The organism is Streptomyces sp. APSN-46.1, from assembly GCF_022815725.1.
Classification (GTDB): domain Bacteria; phylum Actinomycetota; class Actinomycetes; order Streptomycetales; family Streptomycetaceae; genus Streptomyces.
Genome location: NZ_JALGRF010000017.1, coordinates 82,784 through 99,940 on the forward strand (window position 1 = coordinate 82,784; position 17,157 = coordinate 99,940).

The following is a 17,157-nucleotide window of genomic DNA, read 5'->3' on the forward strand; positions in this document are numbered from 1 at the left end:
GCGTGGAGCCGCCGAGGCCGCGCCGGACCCCGTCGGTTCAGGACCCCGTCGGTTCAGGCGCGGCACAGGATCTCGCCGTGCGGGACCGAGAACCAGGCGTCGGGGTGGGCGGCCCAGGTGCGCCAGGCCTCGGCGGCGGCCTCCAGGTCGGACGGCGTGGCATGGCCGCCGCCCGTGGCGATGCCGGCGTAGGAGGAGGCCGTCGTACGGTCCGCCCACAGGGACGACCACCAGGTGACCTCCTCCGGCGTGGCGTAACACCAGGCCGTCACCGAGCAGCCGATCTCCGTGAAACCCGCCGCCCGCGCCCAGGAGCGCAGGCGGCGTCCGGCGTCCGGCTCGCCCCCGTTGGCGCGGGCCACCCGGCGGTACAGGCTCAGCCACTCATCCAGCCCGGCCGAGGCCGGGAACCAGGTCATCGCCGCGTAGTCCGCGTCCCGCGCCGCCACGACGCCGCCCGGCCGGCACACCCGCCGCATCTCGCGCAGCGCCCGCACCGGGTCGCCGACATGCTGCAGCACCTGGTGGGCGTGCACCACGTCGAAGGAGTCGTCCGGGAAGTCCAGGGCGTGGACGTCCGCCACGGCGAACTCCACGTTGCCCGCGCCGCGTTCCGCCGCGTGGGCGCGCGCCTGCGCGATCACGTCCGGCGCCGCGTCGACCGCCGTGACCCGGCCGCCCGGGGCCACCAGAGCCGCCAGGTCCGCGGTGATGGTGCCCGGACCGCAGCCCACGTCCAGCACCGACATGCCCGGCCGCAGCTCGCCGGTCAGGTACGCGGCCGAGTTCGCGGCCGTGCGCCAGCGGTGGGAGCGCAGGACGGACTCGTGGTGTCCGTGGGTGTAGACGGCCGTGGTGTGGACGGCCGTCTCGTGCGGGGTGTTCATGGCGTGACTCCTCCTCGTCGAAACGTTCTCGAAGCGTGGTGATCACGGTAGGGGATCGGCTCGTCATCTGAGATACCTGTTTTGCCATGTGGACACGGGGGCTGTGCGGCAAGGGGATCGGCCCGGCCGGTGGCAGGGCGGGGCGGGTGCGAGGACAGTGGGCCAGGAAGGAAAACCCCCCGGGCCGAGGACGGTGAGAGCGATGCCGGACACCCTGCTCGCGCAGCACGCCGAGGCGTTGCGGCTCTTCGGTGAGCGGGTGCGCGCCGTCGGCGACGGGTGGGACCTGCCGACGCCGTGTACGGAGTGGAACGTGCGGGACCTGGTCAACCACGTGACCGGCGAGCAGGTCTGGGTTCCGCCGCTCGTCGGCGAGGGCCGCACGGTGGAAGAGGTCGGCGACGCGTTCGACGGCGATCTCCTCGGCGACGACCCCGTCGCCGCGTGGGAGCGGGCCGCGACCGCCGCGCAGGCCGCGTTCGCCGCGCCCGGGGCGCTGGAGCGGACCGTCCAGCTCTCGTACGGGCCCACGCCCGGGTCGGACTACTGCGCGGAGCTGACCACCGACTGCGTCGTCCACACCTGGGACCTCTCGCGGGCGATCGGCGCCGACGACCGGCTGCCCGACGGGCTCGTGGAGTTCGCCATCAAGCAGGTCATGCCCCACGCGGACGGGCTCGCGGCCAGCGGGATGTTCGCCGCTCCGCTGGAGGTCCCGGCGGGCGCCGACGCGCAGACCCGGCTGCTGGCGCTGATGGGCAGGCAGGGCTGACCTCCGCCCCGGCACCCACCCGGGCCACCAATAACGGGCATAGAGCAGCAAAAACTCGTATAAAGGGCAAGGGTAAGGGCAGCAGGGCGGGCGGAGTGTGACGAGCGCGGAAGGCGCGGAAGGCAGGGAATCAGTGGCGGAGGGGACGCGGCGCGCGGTGACGGAGCGCACGGTGGCGGAAGGCCACGGTCCGGTCCGGTACGGCCCGCCCGCCCCCGAGCCCGGCCTGCCCGTGCTCCCCGAGCTCACCGCCGTCCTCGCCGAGGCCGCCCGGCGGCCCGCCCCCGAGCCCCCCGGCGGCGGTGAGCCCGTACGCGCGGCCGCGTGCCGGCACTGGGCCCGGCGCGGGCTCGCCACCGCCCCGGAGAACGTGGCCGCCGGGCCCGGCGCCCCCGGGCTGCTGCTGGCGCTGCTCGGCGCCTGCGGGGGCGACGTGATACTGCCCCGGCCGTGCCCCGCCTGGTGGACGCCGCAGGTCCGGCTGCTGGGACGGCGGGCCTACCACGTGCCGACCCCGGCCGAGTGCGGCGGCGTCCCCGACCCGTACGCCCTGCTGGAGACCGTACGCCGGGTGCGCGCCGAGGGCGGCGACCCGCGCGTCCTGCTGCTCTCGGTCGCCGACGACCCGACCGCGACGGTGCCGCCGCCCGAGCTGTTGCGCGAGGCGTGCGAGGCCGCGGCCGACTCCGGGCTGTTCCTCGTCAGCGACGAGACCTGGCGCGACACCGTGCACCGCCCGCACGACACCCTCGTGCTGAGCCCCGCCGAAATGCTTCCCGAGCAGGCCGCCGTACTCCTGGACCTGTCCGGAGCGCTGCTCCCCGCCGGCTGGCCCGCCGCCGTGGTCCGCTTCCCCGGCACTCCGCGCGGGACCCGGCTGCGGGCCCGGACCCTCGACGTCCTCACCGCGACCGGCGCACTGGTCGCCGGGCCGGTCGCCGGGGCCGCCGCGCACGCGCTCGACGAGCCCGACGTCGTGGCCGCACGCGCGTACGCGGCCGCCGCGCTCCACGGGACGGTGGCCGCCGCCGTCCACCGTGAACTGCTGCACGTCGGGGCGCTCGCCCGGCCCCCGCAGGCCGGGCGCCACCTCTACGCCGACCTGACCCCGCTGCGCGCCGGGCTGGCACGGCACGGGGTGGGCGACGCGATGGAACTGGAGGACTGGCTCGGCGCGCGGCTCGGCGCGCCCACGCCCGGCGGACAGCGGTTCGCGGACGAACTGGGCGCGCTCCGGGTCCGCTTGTCGACCGGGCCGTTCCTGGGCGCCACCCCGCAGGACCGGCTGGCCGCGCTGACCGCGCGCGATCCGCTGGAACTCCCGCACGTGCGGCGCTCGCTGGAGCTCCTCGGGACGGTCCTGGCCGAGCTGGCCGAGCCGACCGGATGAACGGGTGCCTCCCGATGAGGGCCCGGACGCGGACGCCCGCCCCGGCCGCGCCTGCCCCTGCCCGGCCCCGGCTGCCCCGGCCCTGGCCCCGGCTGCCCCGGCCCTGGCCCCGGCTGCCCCGGCCCTGGCCCCGGCTGCCCCGGCCCTGGCCCGGCTGCCCCGGCCCTGGCCGCGCCTGCCTCGGCCGCCCCGGCCCCGGCCCGCCTGCCCCGGCCGCCGGGTCGCTGGGTCGGCAGTGAACCCGAGCGCCGCGGCGCGGCCCGCCACCGCTCCCCGGCCGGTGGACCTGCGGCCGCTCGGCGAACTCCGGGCCGTGGCCCCGCTCGTTCGCCGGCCGGCTCACCACCCCGCTGCCCGGGATGCGCGCCTTCGCCCGGCTCGCCCGCGAGAGCGCCTTACGGCCCGACCCCGACGGGCTGCGCGGGATCCCCGACCTGCCCTACGCGACGGCGCCGCTGCCCGCCGTCGCCCCGCGCCCTGGAAGCGGGCCTGTGGCGCGTGCCGGCCTGTGGCCCCGTGCCGGCCCGTGGCCTGCGCCGGCCTGTGGCGCGCGCCGGCCCGTGGCCCGTGCCGGCCCGCGAGCCGGGCCGGGCCAGTTTCCTTCGCGCGGCAGAGCCGACTGGTTCGGTCCGGGCCCGCGCCGGGCGGCGAGCCTGGCCAGTCCCCTTCGCGCGGCTGGGCAGAGAACGGCCGGGCCGGTCAGGGGGATGCCGGAGGCCGGAGGTGGCACCAGGCTGTCGGGGCGTCTTCGGCAGGCCCGGCCCGGGCGGCGAGGCCCGGCCGGGGGCGGCCGCTGGTGCTGGCGGCGCGGGGCACCCGGCTCACCGAGCCGGACTGGTGGGAGTCCGCCGAACTGGGCGGCGTACGGTTCGGCCCGGCCGGTCAGGGGGATGCCGGAGGTCGGAGGTGGCGCCAGGCGGAGGGGGCCGCGCTGATCAGGAGGGTCAGGGCGACCGCCAGGGCCACGCCCTTCCAGGGCTCCGGGAAGAGGGAGCCGCCCAGGATGCCGATCAGGCCGTACGTCGCCGCCCAGGCGAGGCAGGCCAGGGCGTTGCCGCGGGCGAACCGGCGCAGGGGGAGCCGCGCCAGCAGGCAGGCCACCATCACCGGGATCCGGCCCGCCGGGACCAGCCGCGACACCACCAGCACCAGCACCCCGTGCTCGTCCAGCTTCGTCTGCGCCTGCTCCAGCCGCTCCGGCGTGGCCCGGCCGCGCAGCGCCTCCAGCCGGCGCGAACCGCCCCGGGACCGCACGCCGCGCTGGCCCAGCCAGTACAGCGTGACGTCCCCGGTGAACGCCGCCAGCGCGGCCACCCCGAACACCAGCAACACCCCCGGAAGCGGCGCCTGGTGATGGAACGCCACCACCGCCGCCGTGCTCACCAGCGCGCCCGTCGGGATCACCGGCACCAGCGCCCCCAGCGCCACCAGCACGAACAACGCCGGGTACCCCACCACCTGCTGGGTGGTCTCCGGCGGCACCTCGCCGACGGCGTCACCCACCACACGCCACGGCGTCACGGCAGCCTCACCCGCTCGCCGTGATCCGGCACCCGCACCGTCACCTTCGGCGCCAGCCGCCCGGCCCGCCGGGCGAACTCCTCGCCCGGCGCGTGGAATTCGTGCGGCCGCACCGCGTCCATCCCGATCGGCCAGTACGTGCCGTAGTGCACCGGCACGGCCGCCGCCGGCGCCAGCGCGGCCAGCGCCCGCGCCGCCCGCCCCGCGTCCAGGTGCCCGGGCCCCAGATACGGGCCCCAGCCGCCCACCGGCAGCAGCGCCACATCCACCGGCCCGACCTCCTCGGCCATCGTGTCGAACAGCCCGGTGTCCCCGGCGAAGTACGTCACCGCCTCGCCCTGGACCACGTACCCGAGGGCCGGCGCCCGCTGAGGCCCGAACGGCAGCCGCCGCCCGTCGTGCCGCGCGCTGACCGCCCGTACCCGGACGCCCTCCCGTACGGCGACCTCCTCGCCCGGCGCCACCTCCGTCACCGTCAGCCCGCGCACGCCCGCGATCCGCGCCAGACCCGGCACCGCCCGGGGGGCGCCCCGAGGCACCAGCAGCCGGGTTCCGGGCGCCAGCCGGGCCAGCGACGGCAGATGCAGATGGTCGGCGTGCAGATGGGACACCAGCGCCACGTCCGCCTCCGCCGCCTCCGGAGGCGGCAACGCCCCCCGCCGGCGCCGCAGATGCCCGAGCCGACCGGCGAACAGCGGGTCCGTCAGGAACCGGACCCCGGAGTCCTCGACCGTGCACGTGGCATGCCCCCACCAGGTGATCTCCACCGACACGAGGCCCTCCCGCCGTCGCACCTCCCCGGACCCCCGAGCTTAGGGTCTGTCCGCCGCCCACGCCCCGCATCGGAACCGCATGGGAACCCCATGGGAAGGAGAAGACCCCCTCCTCCCGACCCGGGATCGGAGTAGGGTCGGGCGGCATGGATGAGCTGCGGGTGGCCGCGATCGCCAGCCTGACCCCGCTAGAGGACCTGGACGACGACCCCTTCGCCGTGGACACCCGCGGCCAGCACGCCATGTGCGCCCGCTGGGCCGCGGAGCACGGCTACGTCGTGGCCCGGGAGCTGGTCTTCTACGGGCTGCGCCCCGACCACTACGGACTCTGGTCCGACATCGACGCCGGGCAGGTGGACCTGTTCGTCGCCGCCAACCAGCGGGTGCTCGCGCGGGCGCTGAGCTCGGTCGAGGCGTTCACCGCCGAGTGCGAGCGGCGCGGCGTACGCCTGGAGACCGCCGGGCTCGCCGAACCGCGCTACACCTCCGCCATGAAGGCCGAGGTCCACCGCAGGCTGTCCATGCCGACCGCCGGCTACGACGGCACGTAGGACGGCACGTAGGGGGTGTCCGGTCCGTCACCCCGCCCCGGCCGGGGCGCCCTGTGCGACGCTGGCACGACAGCGGTCGCCGGGGAGAGGGAGGCGGGTACGGCGTGTGGCGCGGACGGTGGCGGACGGCGGGCAGCGCCCTGCTGCGGGTGATCGTCGTATGGGCGGTGTCCACCCTCACCATGCTCGTCCTCGCCGGGGTCCTGCCGGACTTCCGCCTCCAGTCCGGCGACGGCGACAGCATCACGCAGATCGGCCTGACCGCCGCCTGGGGCGCCGGGGCCTTCGGCCTGCTCAGCGCGCTGGTGTGGCCGCTGCTCGTACGGGCCCTGCTGCTGGTCCCCGCCCTGGTGCTCGGGCTGCTCGTCTTCTTCCTCAACGGCTCGCTGCTGCTGATCGCCCTCAGCCTGGTCCCGGCCGGGCGCGGCGAGGTGGCCCCCGACACCGCGGTGGTCGTCGCCGCGGTGATGTCCGCCGTGGCGTCGGCGACTTCCACCGCGCTCGCGGTACGCGACGACGAGGCCTACCGCCGCAGGCTTTACCGGCTCGCCGACCGGCGCCGCCGCAGACAGCGCGGGCCGGGCGCGCCCGGCGCCGGCGAGGCCGCGCCCGGCATGGTCTTCCTCCAGCTCGACGGCGTCGGGTACGAGGTGCTGCGCGGCGCGGCGGCCAGTGGGCTGATGCCGACGGTGGCCGACTGGCTGGGCCGCAGCCACCGGCTGACGCCCTGGCACACCGACTGGTCGAGCCAGACCGGCGCCAGCCAGCTCGGCATCCTGCACGGCTCCACCTTCGACGTGCCCGCCTTCCGCTGGTACGAGAAGGACACCGGCGAGGTGATGGTCTGCAACCGGCCCACCAGCGCCGCCGAACTCCAGCGGCGGGCCGTCGCCCGCACCCGCGACGGCGGGCTGCTCACCCTTGACGGCGCCAGCCGCGGCAACCTCTTCAGCGGAGGCGCCGACCAGTTGGCCCTGGTCCTGTCGGTATCGGCGCGGCGGGGCCGGGCGAACCGCTCCCGCGCGGGCTACTTCGCGTACTTCTCCGACCCGGCCAACGCCGTCCGCACCGCCGTGTCCTTCGTGGCCGAGGCGGGCCGGGAGATCGGGCAGTCGATACGGTCGCGGCTGCGCGGGGACGGGCCGCGGGTGGCGCGCGGCGGGCTGTACCCGCTGATCCGGGCGTTCGCGACGGTGGTGGAACGTGACGTGGTCGTGGCGGCGGTGATCGGTGACATGCTCGCCGGCCGCGCCGCGGTCTACGCCGACCTGGTCGGCTACGACGAGGTCGCCCACCACTCGGGCCCGCACGGCCGGGACACCGACCAGGTACTGGCCCGCCTCGACCGGAGCCTCGCGCTGATCTCCCGGGTCGCCGAGCACGCGCCCCGGGAGTACCGGATCGTGCTGCTCTCGGACCACGGCCAGAGCCCGGGGGAGACCTTCCTCGGCCGGTACGGGCTGACCCTGAAGGACCTGGTCCGGGCGGGCTGCGGGCTGCCGGTCCCCCGCCGGGCGGGCCGTACGCACAGCGGGGCCGAGGCCCGCGCGGCCGTCCTCGCCGCCCTGCGCCGGCCGGTCGAGGAGGACGAGGAGGCCCGGCCCGGGCCCGGCCTCCTCGACCCGGTGGTGCTGGCCTCCGGGAACCTCGGCCTGATCTCCTTCCCGGACATCGCGGGACGGGCCACCCGGGAGCGGATCGAACGGGCGCACCCGGCCCTGATCCCGACCCTCGCCAACCACCCCGGGGTCGGCTTCCTGCTGGTGGACGGGGAGGTGCTGGGCCCCGGCGGCGCGGTCGCGCGGCTGGCGGTGCCGGGGGAGGCGGAGGAACTCCTGGCCCCCTTCGGCCCGGGTGCGGCGCGGGCGGTGCGGCGCACCGACTCCTTCCCGCACGCGGCCGACATCATGGTGAACTCGGCGTACGACCCGCTGACCGGGGCGGTCCACGCCTTCGAGGAGCAGATCGGCTCGCACGGCGGCCTGGGCGGGGAGCAGGCGCGCCCCTTCCTCATGTGGCCGACGGTGCTGTCCGAGCCGGTCCCGATCCCGGAGCCGGTCCCGATCCCGGAGCCGGTCCCGATCCCGGAGCCGGCCCCGGGCCCGGTTCCGGAGCCGGGAGTAGGGGCCGAGCTGGTCGGCGCCGAAGCGGTACACGGCGTACTGCGCCGCTGGCTGCGCGAGGCGGACGGCCCGCAGGTACCGCTGCAGGATCCCCGGCCGGAGGGCGCCACCGGCGCAAGCCTTCCTCCGGTAGGGGCGCCCGTACAGGATGAAAACCGTTGATTTGGTGCCGGATTGACCGTGCCCGACCATGTGTCGACCTGTCCAGCATGTGAAACACCTGAGGCGCGACCCCCGTGAGCACCACCCTGCACGCCCCCACCCCGGCCCCCGCCCCGGCCGACGACCGGACGACGGGAGGAGAGACGGGCCCGCACGCCCGCCGCTTCGGGCTCCCCGTCGCGACCTGCCTGGTCATGGGAAACATCATCGGCGGCGGGATCTTTCTGCTGCCCGCCTCGGTCGCGCCCTTCGGCACGATCAGCCTGGTCGCCTTCGGGGTGCTCACCGCCGGCGCGATCGCCCTCGCCCTCGTCTTCGGCCGGCTCGCCGAGCGCCACCCGCAGACCGGCGGCCCGTACGTCTACGCGCGCGCCGCGTTCGGGGACTTCGCCGGCTTCCTCGCGGCCTGGAGCTACTGGATCACCGCCTGGGTGTCGAACGCGGCCCTCGCCGTGTCGGCCGTCGGCTACCTCACGGTCCTCTTCCCCGCCGCGGGCGCGCACAGGTGGTCCATATGCCTGGCCGCGCTCACCGTGCAGTGGCTCCCGGCGCTCGCCAACCTGGCGGGCACCCGGTACGTGGGCGCGGTACAAGTCGTCGCCACCGTACTGAAGTTCGCCCCGCTGCTCCTCGTGGCCGTGGGCGGGCTGTTCTTCTTCGACCCCGCGAACCTGGGCCCCTTCCAGGCCACCGACCAGAGCGCCGCCGGCGCGGTCTCCGCCTCGGCTGCGATCCTGCTCTTCAGCTACCTCGGCGTCGAATCCGCCACCGTCAGCGCGGGCGAGGTCCGCGACCCGGCCCGCAACGTCGGCCGCGCGACGATCCTGGGCACGGTCGGCGCGGCCGTCGTCTACCTGCTGGGCACCCTCGCCGTCTTCGGCCTGGTCGCCCACGACCGGCTGGTCTCCTCCACCGCCCCCTTCACCGACGCCGTCAACGCCATGTTTTCCGCAGATGGAGGGGCCGGCGGTACCTGGGTCGGCACCCTGGTCGCCTGCGCGGCGGTGATCTCGATGATCGGCGCCCTCAACGGCTGGACCCTGCTCAGCGCGCAGACCCCGTACGCCGCGGCCAAGGACGGGCTCTTCCCCAAGGCCTTCGAGAAGAAGAAGCGCGGCGTCCCGGTCGTCGGCGTCATCGTCACCGTCGCCCTGGCCTCCGCCCTCACCGTCTACAACTCCGCCGCACCCGGCGACGGCGCGGGCACCGGGGGCGTCTTCGAGATCCTCGTCCTGATCACCACCTTCACGGCGACCGTCCCCTACCTGCTCTCCACCGCCGCGCAGATCCACTTCCTGCTCTCCGGCCAGGCCGAGCGCGTCCACCGCGGCCGGCTGGTCCGCGACGGCGTCCTCGCCGTCCTCGCCTTCGCGTTCTCGATGTGGCTGGTGGCGGGCTCCGGCTACGCGGCCGTCTACCAGGGCGTGCTGTTCCTCTTCGCGGGCGTCCCCGTCTACGCCGTGATGTCCGCGCGAAAGCGTCGTGCGGCCGTCTGACCTGCGGAGTAGCGTGGAATGAGAGGACAGGCAGGGGGTAGTAGGTGGAGTGAGAGGTCAAGCAGGGGGGTAGTAAGGGGTGGCCATGTCCGCGATCAGAGAAAGCATCGACATATCCCGGAGTCCGGCAGAGGTCTACGCCTACATGACGGACCCGAGACATCTGCCCGAGTGGCAGGACAGCGCCGTCGCCGCCCGCCGGCTGGACGACGCACCCCTCCACGTCGGCTCGAAGGTCGCCGTCACCCGCCTGATCGGCAAGCGGGAGTTCCCGATGACCATGGAGGTCATGGAACTCGACCCGCCGCGGAGCTGGCGCATGCACGGTATCGACGGCCCGGTACGCGGTGACGTCCGCGGCACGATCGAACCGCTCGACGACGGCGCTCGCTCGCGCGTCACCCTCGACCTCGACTTCGAGGGCCACGGCATGGGCAGGGCCCTCGTACCGCTCGTGGTCAAGCCGTTCGCCCGCAAGGAGATGCCGAAGAACGAGGAGAAGCTCAAGCACCTGCTGGAGCACTCCGGCTGACGAATGGGTCGCACCCCGCGGATCCGGCGCGCGTACGCGCTTGTGGTTCCGCGGGGTGCGACCCCGCCGTTCACGCCCCGAGGGGCCGTCTTGCGACCGGCTCAGTCGAGGTAGTCGCGCAGCACCTGCGAGCGCGACGGGTGGCGCAGCTTCGACATGGTCTTGGACTCGATCTGACGGATGCGCTCACGGGTGACCCCGTACACGCGGCCGATCTCGTCCAGGGTCTTCGGCTGGCCGTCGTTCAGGCCGTAGCGCATGGAGACCACGCCCGCCTCACGCTCGGAGAGCGTGCCCAGGATCGACTGCAGCTGCTCCTGGAGGAACGTGAAGGAGACCGCGTCCGCGGGCACGACGGCCTCGGAGTCCTCGATGAGGTCACCGAACTCGCTGTCGCCCTCCTCACCCAGGGGGGTGTGCAGGGAGATCGGCTCACGGCCGTACTTCTGGACCTCGATGACCTTCTCAGGGGTCATGTCGAGCTCCTTGCCCAGCTCCTCCGGAGTGGGCTCCCGGCCGAGGTCCTGGAGCATCTGGCGCTGCACGCGGGCGAGCTTGTTGATGATCTCGACCATGTGCACGGGGATGCGGATGGTGCGCGACTGGTCGGCCATGGCACGCGTGATCGCCTGCCGGATCCACCAGGTCGCGTACGTGGAGAACTTGAAGCCCTTGGTGTAGTCGAACTTCTCCACGGCGCGGATCAGGCCGACGTTGCCCTCCTGGATCAGGTCCAGGAAGAGCATGCCGCGGCCGGTGTAGCGCTTGGCGAGGGAGACCACGAGGCGGAGGTTGGCCTCCAGCAGGTGGTTCTTGGCGCGGCGGCCGTCCTCGACCAGGATCTCCAGCTCGCGCTTGAAGGCGGGCTTGTGGTCCTCCTCCTCTTCGAGCTTGTACTCGGAGAAGAGACCCGCCTCGATGCGCTTGGCGAGCTCGACCTCCTGCTCGGCGTTGAGCAGCGGCACCTTGCCGATGAGCTTGAGGTAGTCCTTGACGGGGTCGGCGGTGGCGCCGGCGACCATGACCGTCTGCGCGGGGGCGTCGTCCTCGTCGTCGTCGGACAGGACGAAGCCCTGGGTGCCGCCGGCCTTGGGGGTCTCCTCCTCGGCCTCGTCCACGAGGTCCTCGGCCGCCCAGTCCTCGCCGACGGCCGGGGTCTCGCCCTCGTCGGCGTCCTTGGCGCTGGTCTTCTTCGCGGCCGCGGTCTTCTTGACGGCGGTCTTCTTCGCGGCGGCCTTCTTGACCACGCGCTTCTTGGGAGCGGCGGCGTCTGTGTCCTCGGACACATCGGCCGCGGCGGTCTCTCCCGATATCGCCGCAGCGGCGGCGACGGGTGCGGCCGCGACGGCGGTCTTGCGCGCGCCGATGGGGCGCGGCGCGGCGGCAGCCTTCTTGGTCACGGTGCGGGCAGGCGCGGCGGCCGCCTTGCGGGGCTTCTTGGCAGCGACCTTCGTGGCGGGGGCAGCGCTGACGTGCAGCGCGACGCCCTCCTCGTCCAGGACCTGGTTCAGGCTGCGCAGGACCCGCTTCCACTGGTCCACCGGGATGCGGCCGGCCTCGAAGGCCTGGCGCACGTCGTCACCGTTGATGTGACCCTGCTCGCGGCCGCGCTCGACGAGCGCGACCAGGGCCTCGGATTCGGCGATCTCCGGAGGGAACGTACGGGACGGGCTGAGCGACACAAGGAGCCTCTCGTTGCGAACAAATAAGGGTGGACGGGACATCATCGCGCGAACTCGGGAAACAGACCGACGGGGGTCTGTATTCCGGGGCCGCGCGAGGACACCTGTCGGTTCATCGCATGCCCGAGTCGATTCGTTACGCGCTGAATTGAGTGACCTGCGCCACGCTGTGGCCGCGCAACCGATCCGGCGTGGATCCGTCCGCCTCCGAAAAGTAGATCACGGCTCCGATGCCGTGGAACTCCGTACGCATCCTCCCCCCAGGCGGACCGGCGGTTCACGGGGTGCGCGGCCGCGTCGACTACAGTGGGCCGCGGGCCGTGACTGGCGTTCGGGTGGATCACCACCGGGGAGCGGCCCGGCGTACGCGGTCCGTACGCCGACTGCCGCGCGCCTGGGCGAACCGCGATCCGCAGCGACGCTCAGGAGACCCCCATGACGACTGCCCAGTCCATCCCGCAGCCCCAGTCCGGCGAGCCGGCGCAGACCGCCCGCCTCATGGACGGCACCGCCCTCGCCCGCCGCGTCTCGGAGCGGACCGCCGCCTACGCGGCGAAGATCACCGAGCGCACCGGAACCGCGCCCTGTCTCGCCACCGTGCTGGTCGGCGAGGACCCCGCGTCCGTCACCTACGTACGGATGAAGCAGAACCGTTGTGCCAAGGCCGGGATCACCTCCCGCCACGTGGAGCTCCCCGCCACGACCACGACCGAGGAGCTCGTCGCCACCCTCACGGCCCTCTCCGAGGACCCGGAGATCAGCGGCATCCTGCTCCAGCACCCCGTCCCGCACCACATCGACGAGCGCGCCGCCTTCGAGGCCATCGCCCCGGGCAAGGACGTCGACGGGGTCACCATGCACTCCTTCGCCGCCATGGGCTTCGGCCTGCCGGGCTTCGTCTCCTGCACCCCCGGCGGCATCATGCGGCTGCTCGCCGAGTACGACGTCGACCTGACCGGCAAGCACGCCGTGGTCGTCGGGCGGAGCGCGATCCTGGGCAAGCCGGCCGGGATGCTGCTGCTGGAGCGGAACGCGACCGTCACCTACTGCCACTCGCGCACCCGGGACCTGCCGTCGATCGTGCGCCAGGCGGACGTGCTGGTCGCCGCCGTCGGCAAGGCCGATTTCATCCGGGGCGAGGACATCAAGCCGGGCGCGGTGGTCCTGGACGCCGGGTACAACGAGGGCAACGTCGGCGATGTCCACTTCGAGTCGGCGGCCGCGCGTGCCTCGCTGATCACCCCGGTTCCGGGCGGCGTCGGCCCGATGACCATCGCCGTGCTGCTGGAGCAGACGGTGCAGGCCGCCGCCACGCAGGCCGGGCTGGACCTCGCGGCCCTCTGACGGCCGTTTTCGCGACCGCTGAGCCGTGCCGGCGGCCCTGCTCTGCGCCCTGCTCTGAGCCCTGCTGAGCCCTGCTGAGCCCTGCTGAGCTCAGCAGGGCCGGTCGGCCGGGTCGAGGCCCGCCGCGGCGCGCTCGGCCGCCGTCAGGGTCGGGGCCTCGGGCGCGCCGCGGCCGGTGGCCCGCAGTACGTGCCAGACCACGGACGGGCGGAACCAGTGCGTGGGCGCGCTGTTCATGGTCATCACCTTGAGCAGGGCGGCGGTGAGCGCCTGCTCGGTGGTGGCTCCGGCCATCAGGCGGGTGACGTACGCGCCCAGCACCCCGGCTCCCGGCTTCGGCTTCACGCCCGTGGCGCCCGGGTAGCGGATGTCCTGCGAGGTGGCGAGCTCCCAGGCCGTCGCCACCTGCGGGGCGAGCGCGCGCTGCGCCTCGCGGCCGAAGCTCGGACGGTCGATCCCCTTGGCGCGCAGCAGGGCGCGTACGGCCAGCAGCCCCTGGGCGGCGACGGTCATGCCCTGCCCGTACAGCGGGTTGAAGGTGGCCACGGAGTCGCCGACGGCGAAGAAGCCGTCGGGCAGGTCCGCCTTCTCGAAGTAGAGCCGCCGGTTGGCGGTGCCCTGGGTGACGGCCACGTCCGTCAGGGGCTTTCTGCCCTCCAGCAGCTCGCCCACCATCGGCGAGCGGAGGCCTTTGGCGAACGGGATGAACGCGTCGGGATCGGCCGTGGGCTGGCCGCCCCGAGTGCCCGACAGGGTGGCCTGCCACTGGCCGTTCTCGATCGGCACGAGCGTCGCCGTCCGGCCGGGCACGGGCACGCGCGCGTCGGCCTGCACGTTGACGATGGGGAAGCCCGCCGCGTGGGCCCCGGCGGGCGCCTCGAAGATCCGGGTCGCGTAGACGAGACCGGAATCGACCTCGGCCCGCCTGATCCCGCCCGCGCCGAGTTCCTGGAGCCAGGTCCGGGCCCGGGACCCGCGCCCGCTGGCGTCCACGACGAGGTCGGCGGTGACCAGCAGGCCCTCCTCGCCGGGGGTGTCCACCCGGACCCCGGTGACCCGGGCGGCGGTGCCCTCCAGGGCGCGGACCCGGCTCCGCTGGAGGGTGCTGACCCCGGGCAGGGCCGTCACCCGGGCGCGGACCACCGAGTCGAGGAGGTCCCGGCTGCAGGAGACGGTGAACTGCATCTCCTCGTAGCGCGGCAGCCAGCCCTGGGCCGTCAGGGTGACCAGGTCGGTGGGCAGGCTCCGGCGCAGGGCCCCCGCGGCCGTCCACGCCCCGGTGATGCCCGGCAGGATCTCCTCGATGGCGCGCGCCCCGCCCGACCAGAGGAGGTGGACGTGCCGGGCCTGGGGGAGTCCGCGCCGCACCGCCGGGCTGTCCGGGAGGACGTCGGCGTCGATGATCGTGACCGTCATGTGTTCGGCGAGGACGGCGGCCGCGAGCAGGCCGGCCATGCTGCCGCCGATGACGACGGCGTGCGGGGGCGGGGAGGGCTGGGTCATCGTGGGGTGCTCTCTGTCAAGGCCGTGCGGGGGCATCGGCGGTGGCGTCGGCAGGTATTTCGGCGGGCGCTCGGGCGGGGCCCGCGTCCGGGAGCCGTCCCTCGCGGGCGAGCAGGTCGCCCAGGTGGTCGGCCAGTGACTTCCACCCCCTCGGGGAGACCCGCCCGGCCCGCGTGACGACGGTGCGTACGTCGTGCCCCCGCATCACCGCGAGCATCGGGTTCGCCGGGTCGCGGCCGCCGGTGTCCAGTTCCCGCCCGATCCCGGCGAGGGAGCACGGTCGGCCGGCCGCCCGTCCGCACGGAGGTGGGTGCGGCGCGGGTGCGCGAACCGCAGGCGGTCCCAGCTCCTTCAGCGGGAGCCGCGGGGGCCTGCCGTCCAGGGTGAGCCGGAACTGCGTGCAGAGTAGCTCCCCGCCCTGTGCCGAACCAGCACAACCGCAACCTTCTCGCGATGCGGCTCAAGAAAGATCGGCACGCGCGAACGCGTGTCGCCCCGGGTCAGCCGATGTCGAAGACATTGCGCAGGCCGAGACGGTAGCGCCACCGGTCGTGCCGCTTGGCGGACTCGATCTCCGGCGCCCGGTACAACGGCGTGATCGTGCACGGCTTCGCCGGCGAACCGTCCCTGGCCAGCAGGGCGTTGACGGCCGCCCGCGCCGAGGCGTTGGCGCCCTCCATCGTCGCGAGGTCGATGTCGACCGCGACGTAGTCCCCGCTCAGGAAGAAGTTGGGGACGCGGGTGCCCGCGCTCGGCCGGTTGTGGAAGGTGCCGGTCGGGTGGATCAGCAACTCGTCCTGGTTGGTGGGGTTGGGGGTGCCGAGCCCGTCCACCCCCGGGTCCAGGAACCAGGAGTGCAGCTTGGCGTCCTTCAGCGGGGCGGTGCCGGTGTCGTTGAGGGAGGCCTTCAGCTGCGCCCACACCTCGCGCGCGACCTCCTCGCGCGTGCACTGCTTGGCCGTCTTCCCGTAGAGGATCCCCGGCTTGTCCCACTCTGAGATGTCCACCGACAGGCAGTCCACCGCCGTCCCGTCCCCGTAGTCGGCGGGGAAATCCCGCGCGGGCCAGTGCTCGGCCTGCTGAATCGCCGTCAACGACCAGGGTGAGTCGATGCAGTTGAGGTGGCCGTGCACCAGCGGCGCCCGCTCGGTGAGGTAGAACTGGATGCCGGTCATCCAGTCGGTCTCCAGCTTGTCGCAGCGTCCCAGCATCGGGTCGGCGGCGCGCAGCGCCGGGCTCCAGGTGCGGCGGGCGTGCTCGACGGGGAGGGCGGACACGTAGTGGTCGGCGGTGACGGTCCGGCGGACGCCGCCCGGGTCCTCGACCTCGACCCCGCTGACCCGGCCGTTCCCGTACCGCACCTCCCGTACCGTCCAGCCGATCCGGAACTCCACGCCCAGCGAGCGCAGATGGGTCTCCCAGGGGTCGATCCAGGCCTCGTTCGTCGGCAGGTTCAGGATCCGGTCCGGCGGGCCGTCGGCGCCCCGGCCCAGGAGGTTGAAGACGAAGGCCTCGCCGAGGGTGCCGACCGTACGGGTGGAGGCCTCCTCGGCCTTGGTCGCGACGATGTTGCGGGTGACGCCGATCGCCAGGATGCGCTGGTACTCCCGCGACATCTGCGCGGCCCGGGTGAAATCCCACCAGGGGGTGCGCTCCCAGACCTCGTCGCGGCGCTCGTCGCAGCTGGTGAGGAAGACCAGCGCGCGGTCCACGAAGTACGCGGTCTCGTGGAGCGGCAGCCGGACCAGGGACTGCAGGATGCCGGTCAGGGCCCGGCGCAGTTCCTCGGGCGTGAGTTCGGCGGGGGAGTGGTCGGGCCACGGGATGGGTGCGCGCAGGTCCTCGCGGCCCGCCGCCCGGGCGAACATCATCTCCCGCGGGGCGACCAGGTTGTCCCAGACGCCGTGGGCGTTGCCGGGGAAGGGGATGCGCCGCATCGTGTCGGGCAGGTTGTGGTAGATGCCGGGGATGAAGCGGAAGCCGTGTTCGGCCGGCAGCGGGCGGCGGCCGCCCCGGGCGCTGCCGGGAACGTCCATGCTGCGGGCCTTGCCGCCGAGCGCGCGGCGCTCGTACACGGTGACGGCGTAGCCGCGCTCGGCGAGTTCGTGGGCGGCCGTGAGCCCCGCGACCCCGCCGCCGAGGACGGCGACCCGCCGGCCGTCGGCGGGCGCCGACGTGGCCCCGCTCTCGGCGGACGCCGGGGCGGCCAGGCCCCCGGAAGCCGCTAACGCCGCGGTGGTGGCCGCCGCGCCCGCGATGAACGTACGCCTGGAATTGCCCGTGCGCGCCATGTGGTGTCCCCTCGGTGTGCGCCTTATTACCGGCGGTAACAGTCACGTCCGGCGCAGGAGCATAGGGGCCACCCCGTGGCCACGGAAGGCGCGGAAGTACCCGCACGCACTATGGCGTGAAACCTTCCCT

The 17,157-nt window shown here is 74.3% G+C and carries 14 protein-coding genes and 1 riboswitch; of the genes, 7 read left to right on the forward strand and 7 right to left on the reverse strand.

The window, feature by feature from the left end; genetic code table 11:
• Positions 1-53 precede the first annotated feature (53 nt).
• A complete protein-coding gene (locus MTF65_RS29250; RefSeq protein ID WP_243632000.1) occupies positions 54-887 on the reverse strand; it encodes a methyltransferase domain-containing protein in 834 nt (277 codons plus the stop codon).
• Positions 888-1,089: 202 nt separating this feature from the next.
• Here MTF65_RS29250 and MTF65_RS29255 point away from each other — a divergent pair, with 202 nt between their 5' ends.
• Positions 1,090-1,659, forward strand: a complete 570-nt coding sequence (locus MTF65_RS29255) for a TIGR03086 family metal-binding protein (protein ID WP_243632001.1) — start codon at positions 1,090-1,092, stop codon at positions 1,657-1,659.
• A gap of 157 nt (positions 1,660-1,816) precedes the next feature.
• Positions 1,817-3,049, forward strand: a complete 1,233-nt coding sequence (locus tag MTF65_RS29260; protein ID WP_243632002.1) for an aminotransferase class I/II-fold pyridoxal phosphate-dependent enzyme — start codon at positions 1,817-1,819, stop codon at positions 3,047-3,049.
• Positions 3,050-3,931: 882 nt separating this feature from the next.
• On the opposite strand, the gene MTF65_RS29270 is transcribed toward MTF65_RS29260, so the two are convergent.
• Together MTF65_RS29270 and MTF65_RS29275 are read right to left on the reverse strand one after the other, a co-directional pair.
• Positions 3,932-4,570 (reverse strand): DedA family protein, encoded by a 639-nt coding sequence (locus tag MTF65_RS29270; RefSeq protein ID WP_243632003.1) that lies wholly within the window; start codon positions 4,568-4,570, stop codon positions 3,932-3,934.
• A complete protein-coding gene (locus MTF65_RS29275) occupies positions 4,567-5,343 on the reverse strand; it encodes an MBL fold metallo-hydrolase (protein WP_243632004.1) in 777 nt (258 codons plus the stop codon). The genes MTF65_RS29270 and MTF65_RS29275 overlap by 4 nt, the downstream gene beginning before the upstream one ends.
• 146 nt (positions 5,344-5,489) lie before the next feature.
• Here MTF65_RS29275 and MTF65_RS29280 point away from each other — a divergent pair, with 146 nt between their 5' ends.
• From MTF65_RS29280 to MTF65_RS29295, 4 genes are all read left to right on the forward strand, one after another.
• Entirely contained in the window at positions 5,490-5,894 is a 405-nt protein-coding gene (locus MTF65_RS29280) for a hypothetical protein (protein WP_243632005.1), read from the forward strand.
• Positions 5,895-5,998: 104 nt separating this feature from the next.
• The gene (locus tag MTF65_RS29285; RefSeq protein WP_243632006.1) at positions 5,999-8,179 is read left to right on the forward strand and encodes a phage holin family protein; all 2,181 of its coding nucleotides are present in this window, start codon (positions 5,999-6,001) and stop codon (positions 8,177-8,179) included.
• Positions 8,180-8,253: 74 nt separating this feature from the next.
• The gene (locus MTF65_RS29290; protein WP_243632007.1) at positions 8,254-9,675 is read left to right on the forward strand and encodes an amino acid permease; all 1,422 of its coding nucleotides are present in this window, start codon (positions 8,254-8,256) and stop codon (positions 9,673-9,675) included.
• 85 nt (positions 9,676-9,760) lie between these two features.
• Positions 9,761-10,207 carry an SRPBCC family protein gene (locus MTF65_RS29295; protein WP_243632008.1) on the forward strand — a complete coding sequence of 149 codons (447 nt, stop codon included), beginning with the start codon at positions 9,761-9,763 and terminating at the stop codon, positions 10,205-10,207.
• Between the two features lie 101 nt (positions 10,208-10,308).
• On the opposite strand, the gene MTF65_RS29300 is transcribed toward MTF65_RS29295, so the two are convergent.
• Positions 10,309-11,889: an RNA polymerase sigma factor gene (locus MTF65_RS29300; RefSeq protein ID WP_308407237.1), complete on the reverse strand. Its 1,581-nt coding sequence runs from the start codon at positions 11,887-11,889 to the stop codon at positions 10,309-10,311.
• 310 nt (positions 11,890-12,199) lie between these two features.
• Positions 12,200-12,296: riboswitch (ZMP/ZTP riboswitch) on the forward strand.
• Positions 12,297-12,324: 28 nt separating this feature from the next.
• Between MTF65_RS29300 and MTF65_RS29305 the strand changes: the two genes are divergently transcribed.
• Positions 12,325-13,233 (forward strand): bifunctional 5,10-methylenetetrahydrofolate dehydrogenase/5,10-methenyltetrahydrofolate cyclohydrolase, encoded by a 909-nt coding sequence (locus MTF65_RS29305; RefSeq protein WP_243632009.1) that lies wholly within the window; start codon positions 12,325-12,327, stop codon positions 13,231-13,233.
• A 90-nt stretch (positions 13,234-13,323) separates the two neighbouring features.
• On the opposite strand, the gene MTF65_RS29310 is transcribed toward MTF65_RS29305, so the two are convergent.
• From MTF65_RS29310 to MTF65_RS29320, 3 genes are all read right to left on the reverse strand, one after another.
• Positions 13,324-14,736 carry an NAD(P)/FAD-dependent oxidoreductase gene (locus MTF65_RS29310; protein WP_243632010.1) on the reverse strand — a complete coding sequence of 471 codons (1,413 nt, stop codon included), beginning with the start codon at positions 14,734-14,736 and terminating at the stop codon, positions 13,324-13,326.
• Between the two features lie 16 nt (positions 14,737-14,752).
• The gene (locus tag MTF65_RS29315; protein WP_243632011.1) at positions 14,753-14,941 is read right to left on the reverse strand and encodes a hypothetical protein; all 189 of its coding nucleotides are present in this window, start codon (positions 14,939-14,941) and stop codon (positions 14,753-14,755) included.
• A gap of 295 nt (positions 14,942-15,236) precedes the next feature.
• Positions 15,237-17,027 (reverse strand): FAD-dependent oxidoreductase, encoded by a 1,791-nt coding sequence (locus MTF65_RS29320; protein WP_243632012.1) that lies wholly within the window; start codon positions 17,025-17,027, stop codon positions 15,237-15,239.
• Positions 17,028-17,157 lie beyond the last annotated feature (130 nt).